The organism is Duganella sp. Dugasp56 (assembly GCF_047304105.1).
GTDB lineage: Bacteria > Pseudomonadota > Gammaproteobacteria > Burkholderiales > Burkholderiaceae_D > Rugamonas > Rugamonas hordei.
This window is the reverse complement of the sequence record NZ_JBGLYQ010000024.1, coordinates 48,173-63,066: the sequence shown is the minus strand read 5'-3', so window position 1 is coordinate 63,066 and position 14,894 is coordinate 48,173. Positions and strand designations below refer to the sequence as shown.

Here is a 14,894-nt window from a genome sequence, read left to right as displayed (position 1 = left end):
TGAGATTGTATCAGCGCTCGGCCTTGAAGGTCTCGCGGCCGATCTCCACGGTATCGGTGCCGTCGTTCAGCCAGATCTGGCCGTCCTGGATGGTGCACTGCAGCTGCATGGTGCGCTGGGCCATCTTGGCCAGCTGCTCGGTGGCGTCGGCGTCCAGGTTGATCACGGTCAGGTTCTTGCAGCGCTCGACCTTGTTGGCCAGCGCCTTCCACCAGATATGGCTGGTGGCCGCATAGCTGTAGACATAGACGTGCTCCGAACGGCCGCAGGCCTTCAGGATCACCTTCTCGTCCGGCTGGCCCACTTCGATCCACAGCTGGATCGCGCCGGTCAGGTCCTTTTGCCAGATGTCCGGCTCCTCGACGTCGAACAAGCCCTTGGTGAACGTCAGCGCCTCGTTGGCGTGGATCGCGAACGCGACCAGGCGCACCATCATGCGCTCGTCGGTTTCCGACGGATGGCGCGCCAAGGTCAGCGACTGCGTTTCATAGAAGTTGCGGTCCATGTCCGCGATCTGTAAATCGGCTTTGTAGATTGTTGCTTTGAGGGCCATCTGTGAATCTCTATAGTTATTTGAAGACGACAGTCTTGTCGCCGTTCTGCAAAATGCGGTGTTCGACAAACCACTTCACCGCGCGCGCCAGCACCACGCATTCGACGTCGCGGCCGATGGCCGACAGCGTCTCGGCATCCATCGAATGGTCGACGCGCTCGACGTCCTGCTCGATGATCGGACCTTCGTCCAGGTCGCCGGTGACGAAGTGCGCGGTGGCGCCGATCAGCTTGACGCCGCGGTGGTGCGCCTGCGCATACGGCTTGGCGCCCTTGAAGCTGGGCAGGAAGGAATGGTGGATATTGATCGCCTTCCCTTTCAGCGCCGTGCACAGGCCGGGCGACAGGATCTGCATGTAGCGCGCCAGCACCACCAGGTCGATCTTGTGGGTGTTCATCAGCTCGATGATCTTGGTTTCCTGCGCCAGCTTGGCTTCCTGCGGCGCGCCGGTGGCCAGCGGCAGGTGGTGGAACGGAATATTGTAGCTGGCGGCCAGCTGGTAGAAGTCCATGTGGTTGGACACGATGGCCGGAATTTCCACCGGCAGCAGACCGCTCTTGTAGCGGAACAGCAGGTCGTTCAGGCAGTGGCCGATCTTCGACACCATCAGCATCACGCGCGGCTTGTAGTGGGCGTCGCGCAACTGCCAGTCCAGCTTCATCTCGCTGCCCAGCAGGCCGAAATCGGCGCGCAGCAGGTCGTCGTTGACGTTGCTGTCTTCCAGTGCGAAATGCACGCGCATGAAGAACAGCTTCGACTCGCCGTCGCCGAACTGGGCCGAGTCGATGATGTTGCAGCCGTGATCGGCAAGGAAGCCCGATACGCGATGAACGATTCCGCGCTGGTCCAGGCAAGAGAGTGTCAAAATGTATTCGGGATTGCTCATATCTACCATCGTTATTGGTCTAACAAGGCCGGTATTGTCGCACGGCTGGGCCGCGCACGTGAAAATAGCACGATCGTGCAATTTACGGTATATTGGCCCCCACACCCCATTTCGAGGAATAAAAATGACGAACAAAGAGACTAACCTGCAATTCCGCCTGGCAGCCCGTCCGGTCGGCATGGTCAAGGACAGCGACTGGCAGCAAGTGGAAGAGCCGTTGCGCGAGTTGGCCGACGGCGAAATGCTGGTCAAGGTGCTGTACCTGTCGCTCGATCCGGCCATGCGCGGCTGGATGAACGACGCCAAATCCTATATCCGCCCGGTCGGCATCGGCGAGGTGATGCGCGCCGGCGGCATCGGCGTGGTGGTGGAATCGAAGTCGTCCCGCTTCGCCGTCGGCGACTACGTGCAGGGCGGCACCGGCGTGCAGCGCTACTGGATCGGACCGGCCGACGACAAGAGCGTCGGCTTCCGCAAGGTCGACGCCAAGCTGGCGCCGCTGCCCACCTACCTGAACACCTTGGGCATGCCGGGCTTGACGGCCTACTTCGGCCTGATCGAATCGGGCCAGCCGAAAGCCGGCGAGACGGTGGTGGTGTCCGGCGCGGCCGGCGCGGTCGGCCAGACCGTCGGCCAGGTGGCCAAGCAGCTGGGCTGCCGCGTGGTCGGCATCGCCGGCGGCACGGAAAAATGCGACTTCGTGGTCGACCAGCTGGGCTTCGACGCCTGTATCGACTACAAGGGCGGCTCGGTCAAGGACGGTCTCAAGCAGCATTGCCCGGACGGCGTCGACGTCTACTTCGACAACGTCGGCGGCGAGATCCTCGACACGGTGCTCACCCGCATCAACATGAAGGCGCGCATCGTCATCTGCGGCGCCATCTCGCAGTACAACAACACCACGCCGGTCAAGGGTCCGGCCAACTACCTGTCGCTGCTGGTCAACCGCGCGCGCATGGAAGGCATCGTCGTGTTCGACTACGCCGACCGCTACCACCTGGGCATCGCCCAGCTGGGCCAGTGGATGAAGGAAGGCAAGATCCACAGCAAGGAAGACATCGTACAGGGCCTGGAGAATTTCCCGCAGGCCTTGAACATGCTGTTCGAAGGCAAGAACTTCGGCAAGCTGGTGCTGCAGGTGGCCAGCGAATAAAGGGAACTTTTTGGCGTCCTCGGCGTCTATCCTTCTTTCGTCGAAGGACCACGCCAAGGACGCATCATGACTCCCCAATTTTTCACCCCCGCCGTCAAGAATCATCTCGACCTCCTCATCACGCTGTACACCGACCTGGCGCAGCGCGCGCTGGAAACCATGCAGAGCCTGAGCGAGTTGAACATGCAGCTGGCGCGCGACCTCATCGCCGAAGCCGGCGCCAACACGCAACGCCTGATGAGCGGCAAGCTGCTCGACCCCGGCCGGCCGGCGCCGGAGAGCGGCGCGCTGCAAAGCTACCAGCGCCACCTGGCCGAAATCGTCACCCGCGCCAGCTCCAGCATGGCGCAAACGGCGGCCACCCACGGACCGGCCGTGCAGCGCGCCGCCACCGACGTTGCCCAGGAAATGATGCAGCGCGCCTCGGAGCAGGCGTCCGAGCAGATGTCCAGGTATCAAACAGCTAGCCAGACCCGCCATTGAATGTGGAACTTCCGTCAAGCTTGCATCTCTAACCATACAGAGCAGCCAAAACTGCTCGGCGAACCCTGACGGAATGTCATCACACTCATGAGGAGGTTTTATGGCCAGTAATTCAGGTAACGATCAAAGCAAGCCGAAAGGCACGGCCAAGCGCGGCTTTGCGGCGATGGACGAGGCAACCCAGCGCAGCATCGCCAGCAAGGGGGGACAGGCGGCCCACCAGAAAGGGACGGCCCATGAGTTCAACTCGGAGGAAGCCCGCCGTGCCGGCCAGAAAGGCGGCGAGGCGGTGAGCCGAGACCGTGAACACATGGCGCAGATCGGCCGCAAGGGTGGCGAAAGCCGCCAGTCCGCCGCCCGTGCCAATGCCAGCAAAGCCGCCGCCAGTGCCGGCTCCGAGCAATCAGCCAAAGGGGGCAACATGCAAGGGGGCAAGGCCGCTGAGCGCTAGGCAGGATCTGTCTAGGCCGGTATGCCGATGATGACGCTGGAAGCCTTGAACACGGCGATGACCTCGCTACCGACTTCCAGCGCCAGCGCCTCGCCGCTGTCGCGCGTGACGATGGCGGCGATCGCGCCGCCGCCCGGCAACTCGATGCTGACCTCGGTGTTCACCGCGCCCACCTGCACCCGCGTGACGGTGCCGGCCAACTGATTGCGGGCCGACAGGCGAGCCTCGCCCATCCCGGTCACGACGATCACCGACGACGCCTTGACCAGCGCAAAAGCTTCGCAGCCGACGGTCAGGCTCAGGCTGTCGCTGCTGTCGCGGGTGATGGTGGCCACGATGTGCTGGCCGCCGACGATCTCCAGCGTGATCTCGTCGTTGACGGCGCCCTCTTTCAAGGCCACGACCTTGCCGCTGAATTGATTGCGCGCGCTGGTTTTCATTTTCATCCTCTGGATCAGCAAGAAGTCGTCGGCCAGCGCATGCGACTGGCTGCTCAGGTGGGCCACGAACTTGCGGTGCTCTTCATCGACCTTGCGGAAATTTTCCACCAGCTGCGCGCCGCGTTTGGTCAGCCGCGTGCCGCCGCCGCCCTTGCCGCCGGCCACCCGCTCCAGCAGCGGCTCGCCGGCCAGGTTGTTCATCGCCTCGATGGCGTCCCACGCCCCCTTGTAGCTGATGCCGACCGCCTTGGCGGCGGCGGTGATCGAGCCGTGCGTGGCTATGGCCGCCAGCAACTCCACCCTGTCCTGCCCGCCCAGCTTCTGGCCGCCTATCGTCATCCAGACATTGCCCTGTAATTCCATGGTGTGCTCGTCCTCAGGCCGCTTCGTTCATATTGCTCAGGCTGCCGTGCTCCATGCGCAGCACATGCTCGCCGAAAACGCGCACGTCCTCGGGATCATGGGTGATCAGTATCATCGGTATCGCCAGCCGGCGCTGCAGGGTGTCCAGCTCGCCGCGCATGCGCTCGCGCAGGCCGGGGTCGAGCGCGGCAAACGGCTCGTCCAGCAGCAGCGCCGCCGGCTCCGGCGCCAGCGCGCGCGCCAGCGCCACCCGTTGCCGCTGGCCGCCGGACAATTGATGCGGCAACTGCAGCGCCACATGCTCCAGCTCGAACGCCTTCAGCCAGTAGCCGATCGCCGCATCGTCGACCCGCGCCAGCGGATTGCGCCAGCCGCGCCGCAAGCCGAAGCCGATATTCTGCCGCACGTTCAGATGCGGGAACAAGGCATAGTCCTGGAACAGATAGGCGACCTTGCGCTGCTGCGGCGCGACGTCGATGCCGCCGTGCCGGTCGAACAGGCAGCGCCGCGCGACGTCGATGCGGCCGCTGTCCGGCCGCATCAGGCCGGCCACCGCCTTCAGCAGCAGGCTCTTGCCGGCGCCGGACGGGCCGTAGATGACGATGCGCTGGCTGGCCGATTCAAAGCGCGCGTTCAAATGAAACGTGCGCTCGCCGGAACGCAGGGTCTTGCGGATGTCGACTGAGATTTGCATGGTCATGCCTGCGGATTCCGGTTGGGCGTCAGTTTGTTGGCCGCGATCAGCACCGCGATGCAGACCACGGACGTAATGGTCACCAGCAGGTTGGCGGTGTCGTCCTGTCCCGCCTGCACGGCTTCGTAGACGGCGATCGACAGGGTCTGCGTCTTGCCGGGGATGCTGCCGGCCACCATCAGCGTCGCGCCGAACTCGCCCATCGAGCGGGCGAAGGCCAGCAAGGTGCCGCCCAGCACGCCGCGCCAGGCCAACGGCAAGGTCACCCGCAGGAACACGCCGAACGGCGGGATGCCCAGCACCTGCGCGGCCTGCTCCAGCTGCGTGTCGACCGCCTCGAAGGCCGCCCGCGCGCCCTTGAGCACCAGCGGAAACGCCACCACGGCGGCGGCGATGACCGCCGCCTGCCAGGTGAAGATCAGGTTGACGCCCAGCGTCTGCTGCAGCCACGCGCCGATCACGCCGTGGCGGCCGATCACCACCAGCAGGTAGTAGCCCAGCACCGTCGGCGGCATCACCATCGGCAAGGTCAGCACGGCGTCGAGCAGCTCGCGGCCCGGGAAGCGCTTGCGCGCCAGCAGGTAGCCGAGCGCGACACCCAGCACCAGGTCCAGCAGCGTCGCCCAGCACGCCACCTTCAGCGACAGGCGCAGCGCGATCCACGCCGGTTCGGCCAGCAGGTTGTCGAACACCTTACGGGCGGCCGAAGCCGTACTTGGCCAGGATCGCCTGGCCGGCCGACGACAGCACGTAGTCCGCGAACCGGCGGCCAGCCGCGGCTTGCGGGCCGGCGGCGATCACCGCGATCGGGTAGCTGACCGGCGTTTCGGTCGGCACCGTGGCAACCACCTTGACCTTGTCCTTCATGATGGCGGCATCGGTGGCGTAGACGAAGCCGGCATCGACTTCGCCGCGCGCCACGTAGTCCAGGCTCTGGCGTACCGAGGTGCCGTAGATGGCTTTCGGCTCGACGGCGGCCCACAGCCTGGCCTGCTCCAGCGCGTTTTTCGCATAGCGGCCCACCGGCACGCTGGCCGGATTGCCCAGCGTCACGCGGGTGACGGCGGCCTGCCGCAGGTCGGCGATGCCCTTGATCGGCAGCGCGCCGGCGAGCGGCGCGATCAGCACCAGGCTGTTGCTGGCGAAATTCCTGCGGCTGCCGGGCGCCAGCAGTTTCAGATTGTCGGCCTTGTCCATCGCATCCTGGTCGGCCGAGGCGAACACGTCCACCGGCGCGCCCTTGCTGATCTGCTGCACCAGTGGATCGGAGGCGGCGAAGTTGAACTGCACCTTGTCGCCGGCATGCTCTTTCTCGAAAGCGGCGCCGATTTCCTTGAACGCGTTGGTCAGGCTGGCAGCAGCCGACACCGTGATATCGGCGGCCGACGCCGTCGCGCACATCGCCGCCATCGCGCCCAGTACAGCCGCCGCGCCCAGTCTCAAAGCTCGCATCGTGTTTTTCCCTTTGGTAACGAAACCGCAATATACCCGATTATATAGCGATGGGGCGGGCGCGTGTCATGCAGAGATTTTGTATACCTTCTATAATTTCAGTAATTACTGAAAATTCAAAAATAAGGAAACCATGAGCACCTCCCCGCCTCTCCCTCCGCTGACGCCTCTGGCCCAGAAATTCATCCTCCATTTCGGTGAAATGGGCAGCCGCTGGGGCATCAACCGCACCGTCGGCCAGATTTACGCGCTGCTCTACGTCAGCGCGCGGCCATTGAACGCGGACGAGATCGCCGAATCGCTGTCGTTCTCGCGCTCGAATGTCTCGATGGGATTGAAGGAACTGCAATCCTGGCGGCTGGTCAAACTGCTGCACCAACCGAACGACCGCCGCGAATATTTCGAACCGCCTAAGGACATCTGGGACATCTTCAAGGCGCTGCTGGAAGAACGCCGCCGGCGCGAGGTCGAGCCGACGCTGTCGATGCTGCGCGACGCGCTGCTGGAAACGCCGTCCACCGAGGCCGACCGCGTGGCCCAGGAGCGCATGCGCGAGATGTACAACCTGATCGAGCTGTCCAGCTCCTGGTTCGACGACGTGCAGCGCCTATCGCCGGAAACGCTGGCCTCCTTGATGAAAATGGGGTCCACGGTGAAAAAGCTGCTCGATGTCGGCGAAACCGTGCGCGACACTTTCCGATTCGGGCGTAGCGTGGAAGATGCCGCCCCCGACAAGGATAAAAAATAATGATGCTGCGCCGGCTCCATGGTTACCCGCTTGCGCTGGCCATCACGCTGGCGCTGCTGCTGAAAGCGCTGCTGCTGTTCGGGCTGTGGAAAGCCTTCTTTTCCGCGCCCCAGGCCAAGCACATGCGGATGCCGACCGCCACGGTCGAACAGCATCTGCTCGCCCCCACTCCCCCCGTCTCCCCACCTGAAAGAAAGCCATGAGCCCGCTCGACGATGTCGTCACTTTGTCGCGGCTGCAGTTCGCCGCCACCGCGATGTATCACTTCCTGTTCGTCCCCCTCACGCTCGGCCTGTCCTGGATCCTGGTGATCATGGAATCGGTCTATGTCATGACCGGCAAGGAAATCTACAAGGACATGACCCGCTTCTGGGGCAAGCTGTTCGGCATCAACTTCGCCATGGGCGTAACCACCGGCATCACGCTGGAATTCCAGTTCGGCACCAACTGGGCCTATTACTCGCACTACGTCGGCGACATCTTCGGCACCCCGCTCGCCATCGAAGGCATGATGGCCTTCTTCCTCGAATCCACCTTTGTCGGCCTGTTCTTCTTCGGCTGGAGCAAGCTGTCGCGGGTGCAGCACCTGGGCGTGACCTTCCTGGTGGCGTTCGGCTCCAGCCTGTCGGCGCTGTGGATACTGATCGCCAACGGCTGGATGAACCACCCGGTGGGCGCCGAGTTCAACTACGAAACCATGCGCATGGAACTGACCAGCATCGTCGACGTGATCTTCAATCCGGTGGCACAGGTCAAGTTCGTGCACACGGTGGCGGCCGGTTACGTGACGGCTTCGATGTTCGTGCTCGGCATCTCCGCGCTCTACCTGCTGAAGGCGCGCGACATTCCGTTCGCGCTGCGCTCGTTCGCCATCGCGGCCGGCTTCGGCCTGGCGTCGACGCTGTCGGTGATCGTGCTGGGCGACGAATCGGGCTACACCGTCGGCGAAGTCAACAAGGTCAAGCTGGCCGCCATCGAGGCGGAATGGGAAACCCAGCCGGCGCCGGCCGGCATCACCGTGTTCGGCCTGCCCAACGAGGCCACCCAGAGCACCGATTACGCAGTCAAGATCCCCTACATGCTGGGCCTGATCGCCACCCGTTCGGTGAGCGAGGAAGTGACCGGCATCAAGCAGCTCAAGCAGAGCAACGAGGCGCGCATCCGCAACGGCATGCACGCCTACGCGGCGCTGACGCGCCTGAAATCCGGCGACAAGTCGGACGAGGCCAAGGCCGCCTTCAAGGCGCTGCGGGACGACCTCGGCTACGGCCTGCTGCTGAAGAAGTATGCCCCCAACGTGGTCGACGCCACCGAGGCGCAGATCAGGATGGCGGTCAACGATACGGTGCCCAGGGTGGCGCCGGTGTTCTGGTCCTTCCGCATCATGGTCGGCCTGGGCATCCTGTTCCTGTTCATCTTCAGCAGCGCGTTCTACTTCCTGATCCGCAAGAAGCTGGCGCCGCAGCGCTGGCTGCTGCGGCTGGCGGTGGCGGCGATTCCGCTGCCGTGGGTGGCGGCCGAGCTGGGCTGGGTGGTGGCCGAATACGGCCGCCAGCCGTGGACCATCGCCGGCATCCTGCCGACGCATCTGTCGGCGTCGAGCCTGCAGGTGGGCAGCCTGTACTTCAGCCTGGCCGGCTTCATCGGCTTCTACACGCTGCTGCTGGTGATCGAGCTGGGCCTGATGATCAAGTACGCCAGACAGGGCCCGAGCAGCCTGCACACCGGCAAGTACCACTGGGAAAACGCGCACAAGGAGCCATGATGTTATTCGACTATGAAACCTACAAGATCATCTGGTGGTGCTTCGTCGGCGTGCTGCTGATCGGCTTCGCGCTGACGGACGGCTTCGACTTCGGCATCGGCATGCTGCTGCCCTTCCTCGGCAAGAACGACACCGAGCGGCGCGTCATCATCAACACCATCGGCCCGACCTGGGAAGGCAACCAGACCTGGTTCATCGCCGCCGGCGGCTGCCTGTTCGCGGCCTGGCCGCTGGTCTACGCGGCCGCGTTTTCCGGCTTCTACATCGCGCTGATGCTGTGCCTGTTTGCGCTGTTCTTCCGTCCGGTCGGCTTCGACTATCGCAGCAAGATCGCCGATCCGCGCTGGCGCGGCACCTGGGACTGGTGCCTGTTCACCGGCGGTTTGGTGCCGCCGGTGATCTTCGGCGTCGCCTTCGGCAACCTGCTGCAGGGCGTGCCGTTCCGCTACGACGACACCATGCGCCTCGAATACACGGGCAACTTCCTCGGCCTGCTGAACCCGTTCGGCCTGCTGGCCGGCGTGCTCAGCGCCGCCATGCTGCTGATGCACGGCGCCACCTACCTGCAGCAAAAGACCGACGGCGTGATCGCCGCCCGCGCGCGCCGCGTGGCGATCGGCGCCGGCGCGCTGACCATCGTGCTGTTTGCCGCCGCCGGCGTGTGGGTCGCCACCGGCATCGCCGGCTACCGCATCAGCGCCATGCCGGATGCCAGCGCCGCCTTCATGCCGATCGCCAAGACGGTCGAGCGCGCGCACGGCGCCTGGCTGGACAACTACCGGCGCTGGCCGCTGACGCTGGCCTTCCCCGCCGCCGCCTTTGCCGGCGCCGCGCTGGCCATCGGCTTCAGCGCGCGCCGCCTGACCTTGCCGGCCTTCCTGTCCAGCGGGCTGGCGGTGAGCGGCATCATCCTGACGGCCGGCGCCGCGATGTTCCCCTTCGTCATGCCGTCGTCGCTGGCGCCCGGCAGCAGCCTGACCGCGTGGGACGCGGTGGCCAGCCACAAGAGCCTGGCGGTGATGTTCTGGGTGGTCGTCGTCATGCTGCCCATCGTAGTCGGCTACACTGGCTGGGTATATCGGGTGGTGCGCGGCAAGGTCACGGAAGAGCACATCCGTGAAAACCAACACACTGCATACTGAAAGGAATCGTCATGTGGTATTTCAGCTGGATCCTGGGCCTCGGCTTCGCGCTGGCGGCCGCCATCATCAACGTGCTGTGGCTGGAATCGAACTACGCCTTCGGCCAGCGCGACGAGGACACCACCCGCGCCAGCTTCGAAAACGCCCGCGCGACGGACCGCTCCGGCCAGCCATGAACGACTGGCTGCGACACGGCCCCGTCACCGACGGCATCGAGCTGGTCGAGGCATTCTTCCAGGGCGCGGCCTACGGGTCGCATCGCCATGACAGCTATGCCATCGGCCTGACCATGGCCGGCGTGCAATCGTTCCGCTACCGCTCCGCCATGCGCCACAGCCTGTCCGGGCAGGCGCTGGTGCTGCATCCGGACGAAGCCCACGACGGCCAGGCCGGCACCGAGGACGGCTTTCGCTACCGTATCGCCTACCTCGCGCCGGAGCTGCTGCAACAGGTGCTGGGCGGCGCGCCGCTGCCGTTCGTCGACGGCGGCGTGTCGTCCGACCGCCGGCTGGTGCGCGCGGCGGCCGGCCTGCTGGCCAATTTCGACGCGGCGCCCGGCTCGATGGAACTGGACGACGCGCTGGTCGACATCGCCACCGCGCTGCGCCAGGCGGCCGGCCAGCGCCAGCTGCCGGGTGGCGACTTCCGCGCCGCCCACATCGCCCGCGAATACATCAACGACGCGCTGCACACCAGGCTGACGCTGGACGACCTGGCCCGGGCCAGCGGCCGCGACCGCTGGAGCCTGGCGCGCGATTTCCGCACCTTTTTCGGCGTCAGCCCGCACCGCTACGTCACCATGCGCCGCGTCGCGCTGGCCAGGCAGTCCATGCTGCGCGGCCTGTCGCTGGCCGACGCCGCCGCCATCGCCGGCTTTGCCGATCAAAGCCATCTGACGCGGCACTTCGTCGCCGCCTACGGCATCCCGCCGGCGCGCTGGCTGCGGCTGCAAGGCGCACGCACAAACGTTCAAGACGCGCCGCGCACGGCGCTGTAGAGTCGGGGCTCCACCATCACCAGGAGCCACCATGACAACAAATTCTCCCGTTTCCCCCGCCGAATGCGCCGCCGCGTTGGCCGAACACTGGTCGCCGCGCGTGATTGCCGAACTGGACGACAACTATGTCAAGGTCGCCAAGGTGCACGGATCGCTGGCCTGGCACAGCCATGACAACGAGGACGAACTGTTCTTCATCCTGAAAGGCCGGCTGCGCATCGAGATGGAGCATGAGACGGTCGAGCTGTCCGAGGGCCAGGCCTATGTCGTGCCCAAGGGCGTGCGCCACAATCCGGTGGCGGAACAGGAATGCCTGATCATGCTGATCGAGAAGAAAGCCACGCTGCATACCGGCAGCGAAGTCACCGCGCGCACCAGGTCCATCGCAGAGCAGCTGAGGTAGCGCGACCGGGATCGGGATGTCACGGATGCAGCAAGGGATAGATCACCAGCCCGACAATGGCGGCCGCGCCGACGACCACCGGCTCCTGCAGCTTTTTAAACCGCCACAGCAGCAGCACCGTGACAGCCGCGATCACGACGGTGGGCAGGTCGATGATGGAGCGCCGCGCGATGACAATCACGGAACCCGTGATGGCGCCGATCGCCGCGGCGGTGATGCCGTCGACGAAGGCCAGCACGCCCGGCAACTTGCCGTACTTTTTGAAATACGGCGCAGAGACAACGGTGAACAGGTAGCACGGAATGAAGGTAGCCAGCGCGGCCACCGACGCCCCCTGCAAGCCGGCGATCAAATATCCGATAAAGGCCACCGTGATGACGACCGGCCCAGGCGTAATCATCGCCACCGCAACCGCATCCACAAATTGCTTGTCGCTCAGCCAGTGGTGCTCGGTGACCACACCGCCATAGAGGAATGGCACGATCGCCAGGCCCGAGCCGAACACGAAAGCACCTGCCTTGGCAAAGAAAATGCCAATTTGCGTCAGCACCGACAAGTCAACTCCGGCGGCCGCAGGCAACGCGGGCAACTGCGCCAGGCCAATCGCCGGCAAGCCGCCTTTGGCGATCCATTTGGGCGGCGCGCGCAGCAGCCAGACCAGGACGCCGGCGGCGATGAACAGCCAGGCCACCTCGGATTCGGTCACCACCGTGACGATCAGCAGCAGCAGGTAGATCGCCCACAACAGCTTGTCCTTGCCGATATTTTTGGTGGTCAGCTTGCGCGCGCTCATGGCGATAATGCCGATCACCGCCGCGCCCACGCCGTAGAACACGGCCTGCATCCAGGGCAGACCGCCATAGCGCACATAGGCCCAACCCAGAGCAACCACCATCATGAAGGACGGGATGACGAAGGCGATACCCGCCAGCGTCGCTCCCAACAGGCGGTAGTGCACATAGCCCATGTAGATGCCCAGTTGCGCCGCCAGCGGACCCGGCGCCAGCTGGGCCAGCGCAAGGCCTTCCTTGTAGTCCGCTTCGCTGATCCAGCCGCGCTGCTCTACCAGGTCGCGGTGCATATAACCCACCAGGGCGACCGGACCACCGAAGCCCAGACTCCCCAGGCGCAGCATGTACAGCACCATTTGCCACAGGGTGTAGCCGGGGCCGGCCGCCGTTGATTCTGTGCTGTTCAAGGCATACTCCTTATTTTGATTCCGCTGCGGCGGCAAAATGCGCGTGCATGGCATCGAGCACAACGCTCATCGTGTCCAGCAATTGATCGTCGTCGTGCGCGCTCGCGCGGGCGCCCGCGAGCATCGCTTCAAACCCTGCCGCCTCCGGCACGAAGCCGCCGCCGACATCGAGCGCGTGCACCATCGCGCCCAGCCGCATCAGGCCCTGGTCCTGCTCCAGCGCGAAGCTGGCCAGCAATACTTCGAAGGTGACGCGGTCGCCGATGTGCGTAAAGGCAGCCTGGTCGAAGTCGAAACCCAGCGTATCGGACGGGCAATCGCCTGGTGTTTCCAGCCAGAGGAACCGCGCCTGGCGGTCGATGAAGCGGCGTATCAGCCAGGCGCTGGCGACGCGGTCGACCCACAAGCGGCGCCGGGTGGCCCATGTCCGTCCCTGGTATTGCCCAGGATCGCGCCGCGCGATATCGGCAGCGACGGCATGCGGTTCTCCTGGCGACAGCAGCGATTCGGCGGTATTGATGAAATCCATCCAGGCTGCTTCAGCGGCGGCCCCGGCCCCGTTCGGGAAATAATCAATCGCGCAGGCGGCTTCGTACTCGCGGCGTATTTTACGGACCGTGCGGTTGATTTCTTGCGGCGACTGGCCGGCCAGCAAACGGTGCGACGCCGATAGCGCTTTTACAAATTCATTCCAGGCCGCGCTGCGGTCAAAAAGTGAGCGGAACGCTTCGCCTTCGCCGGGCGAGCGGGCTTGCACCGTCAGCAGCCAGGCACTGCCGCCCTCGCGGATGGTGTCGGCCGCGAGCTCGGCTAATTGATGTTGCTCCGCCTTGCGATCGGGCAGCAGGTAGGCGCCGTCGCGCAACGCGCCGCAGCCCAAGCTCTTTAGCGCGCGCCAGATCCGCATGCGGGCCGTGGCGCTGTCCGAGGGCAGGCTGACGATCAGTAGCAACCAGTTTGTATCGGTGGCGTTCATGACCCCAGAATATCATAAGTAGTGATCAATACAATATTTGTTATGATACCTACTTATTTTTTCACTGTAGCGCCGGCGCGGGTCTCGCAGGCTAAACTACCGGTATTTATGAGATCACTCGCCATGCATAAGGGTGTTGTTTACGCGTTGTTGGCGGCCGCCTTGTTTGGCGCCAGCACGCCTTTTGCCAAGTCAATGGTCGGCCATGTGGAGCCGGTCATGTTGGCTGGCGCCCTTTACCTTGGCAGCGGCCTGGGATTGTCCTTTTTCTACCTGCTGCGCTCCGTGACGCGGCGCGCGCAGGACGAAACAGCCGGGCTGACCGCGCGCGACCTGCCCTGGCTGGCAGGCGCGATCGCCGCCGGCGGCATAGGCGGGCCGGTGCTGTTAATGTTCGGGCTGACCGTGACGCCCGCTTCATCGGCCTCGCTCCTCCTCAACATGGAGGGCGTTCTGACCTCGATGCTGGCGTGGTTCGTATTCAAGGAGAACTTCGATCGGCGCATCTTCATCGGCATGCTGCTGATCGTGCTGGCCGGAGCCCTGCTGTCGTGGGAACAGGCTCCGACCCTTGGCGTGCCTTGGGGGCCGCTGGCCATCGTCGGCGCTTGCCTGTGCTGGGGCATAGACAACAATCTCACGCGCAAGGTGTCGGCCAGCGACGCGGTGCAGATCGCGGGTGTCAAAGGCCTGGTGGCCGGATCGGCCAACCTGGCGCTGGCCTTGCTGCTCGGGTTCCATCTCCCCCCGGTATCGACGGCGTTGATGGCGGGCGTGGTTGGCTTGAGCGGATATGGCTTGAGCCTGGTCATGTTTGTCTTGGCGTTGCGCCACCTCGGCACGGCACGCACGGGCGCGTATTTTTCCGCGGCGCCATTTGTCGGCGCGGCGGTTTCCATGGCGATGCTAGGTGATCAGCCCGGCCTGTTATTCTGGTTTGCCGCCGCGCTGATGGGCGCAGGCATCTGGCTGCACCTGACCGAAACGCACGAGCACGAACATGAGCATGAAGCGCTGGCGCACAGCCATAGCCACAGTCATGATGCGCACCACCAGCACACGCACGACTTCGAATGGGATGGCATTGATCCGCATGTGCACCCGCACCAGCATCAGCCGATGCGGCATACGCATAAACACTATCCCGACATCCACCATCGCCACGCGCACTAGCCCGGCTGAAAGCACCG

Annotated in this window: 19 protein-coding genes; 11 read left to right on the top strand and 8 right to left on the bottom strand. The window is 64.5% G+C overall.

Annotation, left to right across the window (positions count from 1 at the left end; translation table 11 throughout):
• Positions 1-10: 10 nt before the first annotated feature.
• Entirely contained in the window at positions 11-553 is a 543-nt protein-coding gene (locus ACCD07_RS17930; protein ID WP_176653686.1) for a YaeQ family protein, read from the bottom strand.
• Positions 554-569: 16 nt separating this feature from the next.
• A complete protein-coding gene (gene purU / locus ACCD07_RS17925; RefSeq protein ID WP_413448135.1) occupies positions 570-1,439 on the bottom strand; it encodes a formyltetrahydrofolate deformylase in 870 nt (289 codons plus the stop codon).
• A gap of 124 nt (positions 1,440-1,563) precedes the next feature.
• Between purU and ACCD07_RS17920 the strand changes: the two genes are divergently transcribed.
• The 3 genes from ACCD07_RS17920 (at position 1,564) to ACCD07_RS17910 (ending at position 3,526) form a co-directional block, all read left to right on the top strand.
• Complete coding sequence (locus tag ACCD07_RS17920; protein WP_413448134.1) at positions 1,564-2,592, top strand: NADP-dependent oxidoreductase; 1,029 nt, start codon at positions 1,564-1,566, stop codon at positions 2,590-2,592.
• A gap of 66 nt (positions 2,593-2,658) precedes the next feature.
• Complete coding sequence (locus ACCD07_RS17915; RefSeq protein ID WP_413448133.1) at positions 2,659-3,075, top strand: hypothetical protein; 417 nt, start codon at positions 2,659-2,661, stop codon at positions 3,073-3,075.
• A 100-nt stretch (positions 3,076-3,175) separates the two neighbouring features.
• Entirely contained in the window at positions 3,176-3,526 is a 351-nt protein-coding gene (locus ACCD07_RS17910) for a KGG domain-containing protein (protein ID WP_176653682.1), read from the top strand.
• Positions 3,527-3,537: 11 nt separating this feature from the next.
• Here the strand turns inward: ACCD07_RS17910 and ACCD07_RS17905 are convergent, their stop codons facing one another.
• The 4 genes from ACCD07_RS17905 to modA are packed head-to-tail and all read right to left on the bottom strand — an operon-like array spanning position 3,538 to position 6,475.
• Positions 3,538-4,329 carry a TOBE domain-containing protein gene (locus ACCD07_RS17905; protein ID WP_413448132.1) on the bottom strand — a complete coding sequence of 264 codons (792 nt, stop codon included), beginning with the start codon at positions 4,327-4,329 and terminating at the stop codon, positions 3,538-3,540.
• Positions 4,330-4,342: 13 nt separating this feature from the next.
• Positions 4,343-5,023: an ATP-binding cassette domain-containing protein gene (locus tag ACCD07_RS17900; RefSeq protein WP_413448131.1), complete on the bottom strand. Its 681-nt coding sequence runs from the start codon at positions 5,021-5,023 to the stop codon at positions 4,343-4,345.
• A 2-nt stretch (positions 5,024-5,025) separates the two neighbouring features.
• Positions 5,026-5,715, bottom strand: coding sequence for a molybdate ABC transporter permease subunit (gene modB, locus ACCD07_RS17895; RefSeq protein ID WP_413448130.1), 690 nt, complete (start codon positions 5,713-5,715; stop codon positions 5,026-5,028).
• A 1-nt stretch (position 5,716) separates the two neighbouring features.
• Positions 5,717-6,475: a molybdate ABC transporter substrate-binding protein gene (gene modA / locus ACCD07_RS17890; RefSeq protein ID WP_413448129.1), complete on the bottom strand. Its 759-nt coding sequence runs from the start codon at positions 6,473-6,475 to the stop codon at positions 5,717-5,719.
• Positions 6,476-6,608: 133 nt separating this feature from the next.
• Here modA and ACCD07_RS17885 point away from each other — a divergent pair, with 133 nt between their 5' ends.
• Genes ACCD07_RS17885 through ACCD07_RS17855 form a run of 7 tightly spaced genes read left to right on the top strand, consistent with a single transcriptional unit; the run spans position 6,609 to position 11,530 of the window.
• On the top strand, positions 6,609-7,223 hold the full coding sequence (locus tag ACCD07_RS17885; RefSeq protein ID WP_176653678.1) for a GbsR/MarR family transcriptional regulator: 615 nt from the start codon (positions 6,609-6,611) through the stop codon (positions 7,221-7,223).
• Positions 7,223-7,426, top strand: a complete 204-nt coding sequence (gene cydP / locus ACCD07_RS17880) for a cytochrome oxidase putative small subunit CydP (RefSeq protein WP_176653677.1) — start codon at positions 7,223-7,225, stop codon at positions 7,424-7,426. Before ACCD07_RS17885 ends, cydP begins: the two co-directional genes overlap by 1 nt.
• Positions 7,423-8,988 (top strand): cytochrome ubiquinol oxidase subunit I, encoded by a 1,566-nt coding sequence (locus tag ACCD07_RS17875; protein WP_176653676.1) that lies wholly within the window; start codon positions 7,423-7,425, stop codon positions 8,986-8,988. The genes cydP and ACCD07_RS17875 overlap by 4 nt, the downstream gene beginning before the upstream one ends.
• The gene (cydB, locus tag ACCD07_RS17870) at positions 8,988-10,130 is read left to right on the top strand and encodes a cytochrome d ubiquinol oxidase subunit II (RefSeq protein WP_413448163.1); all 1,143 of its coding nucleotides are present in this window, start codon (positions 8,988-8,990) and stop codon (positions 10,128-10,130) included. Before ACCD07_RS17875 ends, cydB begins: the two co-directional genes overlap by 1 nt.
• Positions 10,131-10,141: 11 nt before the next feature.
• Positions 10,142-10,306, top strand: coding sequence for a cytochrome bd-I oxidase subunit CydX (gene cydX / locus ACCD07_RS17865; RefSeq protein WP_413448128.1), 165 nt, complete (start codon positions 10,142-10,144; stop codon positions 10,304-10,306).
• Complete coding sequence (locus ACCD07_RS17860; protein WP_176653674.1) at positions 10,303-11,127, top strand: AraC family transcriptional regulator; 825 nt, start codon at positions 10,303-10,305, stop codon at positions 11,125-11,127. The genes cydX and ACCD07_RS17860 overlap by 4 nt, the downstream gene beginning before the upstream one ends.
• A gap of 31 nt (positions 11,128-11,158) precedes the next feature.
• A complete protein-coding gene (locus ACCD07_RS17855; protein WP_176653673.1) occupies positions 11,159-11,530 on the top strand; it encodes a cupin domain-containing protein in 372 nt (123 codons plus the stop codon).
• A gap of 19 nt (positions 11,531-11,549) precedes the next feature.
• On the opposite strand, the gene ACCD07_RS17850 is transcribed toward ACCD07_RS17855, so the two are convergent.
• Together ACCD07_RS17850 and ACCD07_RS17845 are read right to left on the bottom strand one after the other, a co-directional pair.
• Positions 11,550-12,677 carry a chromate transporter gene (locus ACCD07_RS17850; RefSeq protein WP_413448162.1) on the bottom strand — a complete coding sequence of 376 codons (1,128 nt, stop codon included), beginning with the start codon at positions 12,675-12,677 and terminating at the stop codon, positions 11,550-11,552.
• A 61-nt stretch (positions 12,678-12,738) separates the two neighbouring features.
• Positions 12,739-13,704, bottom strand: coding sequence for a chromate resistance protein ChrB domain-containing protein (locus ACCD07_RS17845; RefSeq protein ID WP_413448127.1), 966 nt, complete (start codon positions 13,702-13,704; stop codon positions 12,739-12,741).
• A gap of 123 nt (positions 13,705-13,827) precedes the next feature.
• On the opposite strand from ACCD07_RS17845, the gene ACCD07_RS17840 reads away from it, so the two are divergent.
• Positions 13,828-14,877, top strand: a complete 1,050-nt coding sequence (locus ACCD07_RS17840) for a DMT family transporter (RefSeq protein ID WP_413448126.1) — start codon at positions 13,828-13,830, stop codon at positions 14,875-14,877.
• The last annotated feature ends 17 nt before the right edge of the window (positions 14,878-14,894 follow it).

Bases quoted from the DNA above. Each gene is read 5' to 3' on its own strand.
- ACCD07_RS17930 (WP_176653686.1), bottom strand. From the start codon at position 553: ATGGCCCTCAAAGCAACAATCTACAAAGCCGATTTACAGATCGCGGAC.
- purU (WP_413448135.1), bottom strand. From the start codon at position 1,439: ATGAGCAATCCCGAATACATTTTGACACTCTCTTGCCTGGACCAGCGC.
- ACCD07_RS17920 (WP_413448134.1), top strand. From the start codon at position 1,564: ATGACGAACAAAGAGACTAACCTGCAATTCCGCCTGGCAGCCCGTCCG.
- ACCD07_RS17915 (WP_413448133.1), top strand. From the start codon at position 2,659: ATGACTCCCCAATTTTTCACCCCCGCCGTCAAGAATCATCTCGACCTC.
- ACCD07_RS17910 (WP_176653682.1), top strand. From the start codon at position 3,176: ATGGCCAGTAATTCAGGTAACGATCAAAGCAAGCCGAAAGGCACGGCC.
- ACCD07_RS17905 (WP_413448132.1), bottom strand. From the start codon at position 4,329: ATGGAATTACAGGGCAATGTCTGGATGACGATAGGCGGCCAGAAGCTG.
- ACCD07_RS17900 (WP_413448131.1), bottom strand. From the start codon at position 5,023: ATGCAAATCTCAGTCGACATCCGCAAGACCCTGCGTTCCGGCGAGCGC.
- modA (WP_413448129.1), bottom strand. From the start codon at position 6,475: ATGCGAGCTTTGAGACTGGGCGCGGCGGCTGTACTGGGCGCGATGGCG.
- ACCD07_RS17885 (WP_176653678.1), top strand. From the start codon at position 6,609: ATGAGCACCTCCCCGCCTCTCCCTCCGCTGACGCCTCTGGCCCAGAAA.
- cydP (WP_176653677.1), top strand. From the start codon at position 7,223: ATGATGCTGCGCCGGCTCCATGGTTACCCGCTTGCGCTGGCCATCACG.
- ACCD07_RS17875 (WP_176653676.1), top strand. From the start codon at position 7,423: ATGAGCCCGCTCGACGATGTCGTCACTTTGTCGCGGCTGCAGTTCGCC.
- cydB (WP_413448163.1), top strand. From the start codon at position 8,988: ATGTTATTCGACTATGAAACCTACAAGATCATCTGGTGGTGCTTCGTC.
- cydX (WP_413448128.1), top strand. From the start codon at position 10,142: ATGTGGTATTTCAGCTGGATCCTGGGCCTCGGCTTCGCGCTGGCGGCC.
- ACCD07_RS17860 (WP_176653674.1), top strand. From the start codon at position 10,303: ATGAACGACTGGCTGCGACACGGCCCCGTCACCGACGGCATCGAGCTG.
- ACCD07_RS17855 (WP_176653673.1), top strand. From the start codon at position 11,159: ATGACAACAAATTCTCCCGTTTCCCCCGCCGAATGCGCCGCCGCGTTG.
- ACCD07_RS17850 (WP_413448162.1), bottom strand. From the start codon at position 12,677: ATGGTGCTGTACATGCTGCGCCTGGGGAGTCTGGGCTTCGGTGGTCCG.
- ACCD07_RS17845 (WP_413448127.1), bottom strand. From the start codon at position 13,704: ATGAACGCCACCGATACAAACTGGTTGCTACTGATCGTCAGCCTGCCC.
- ACCD07_RS17840 (WP_413448126.1), top strand. From the start codon at position 13,828: ATGCATAAGGGTGTTGTTTACGCGTTGTTGGCGGCCGCCTTGTTTGGC.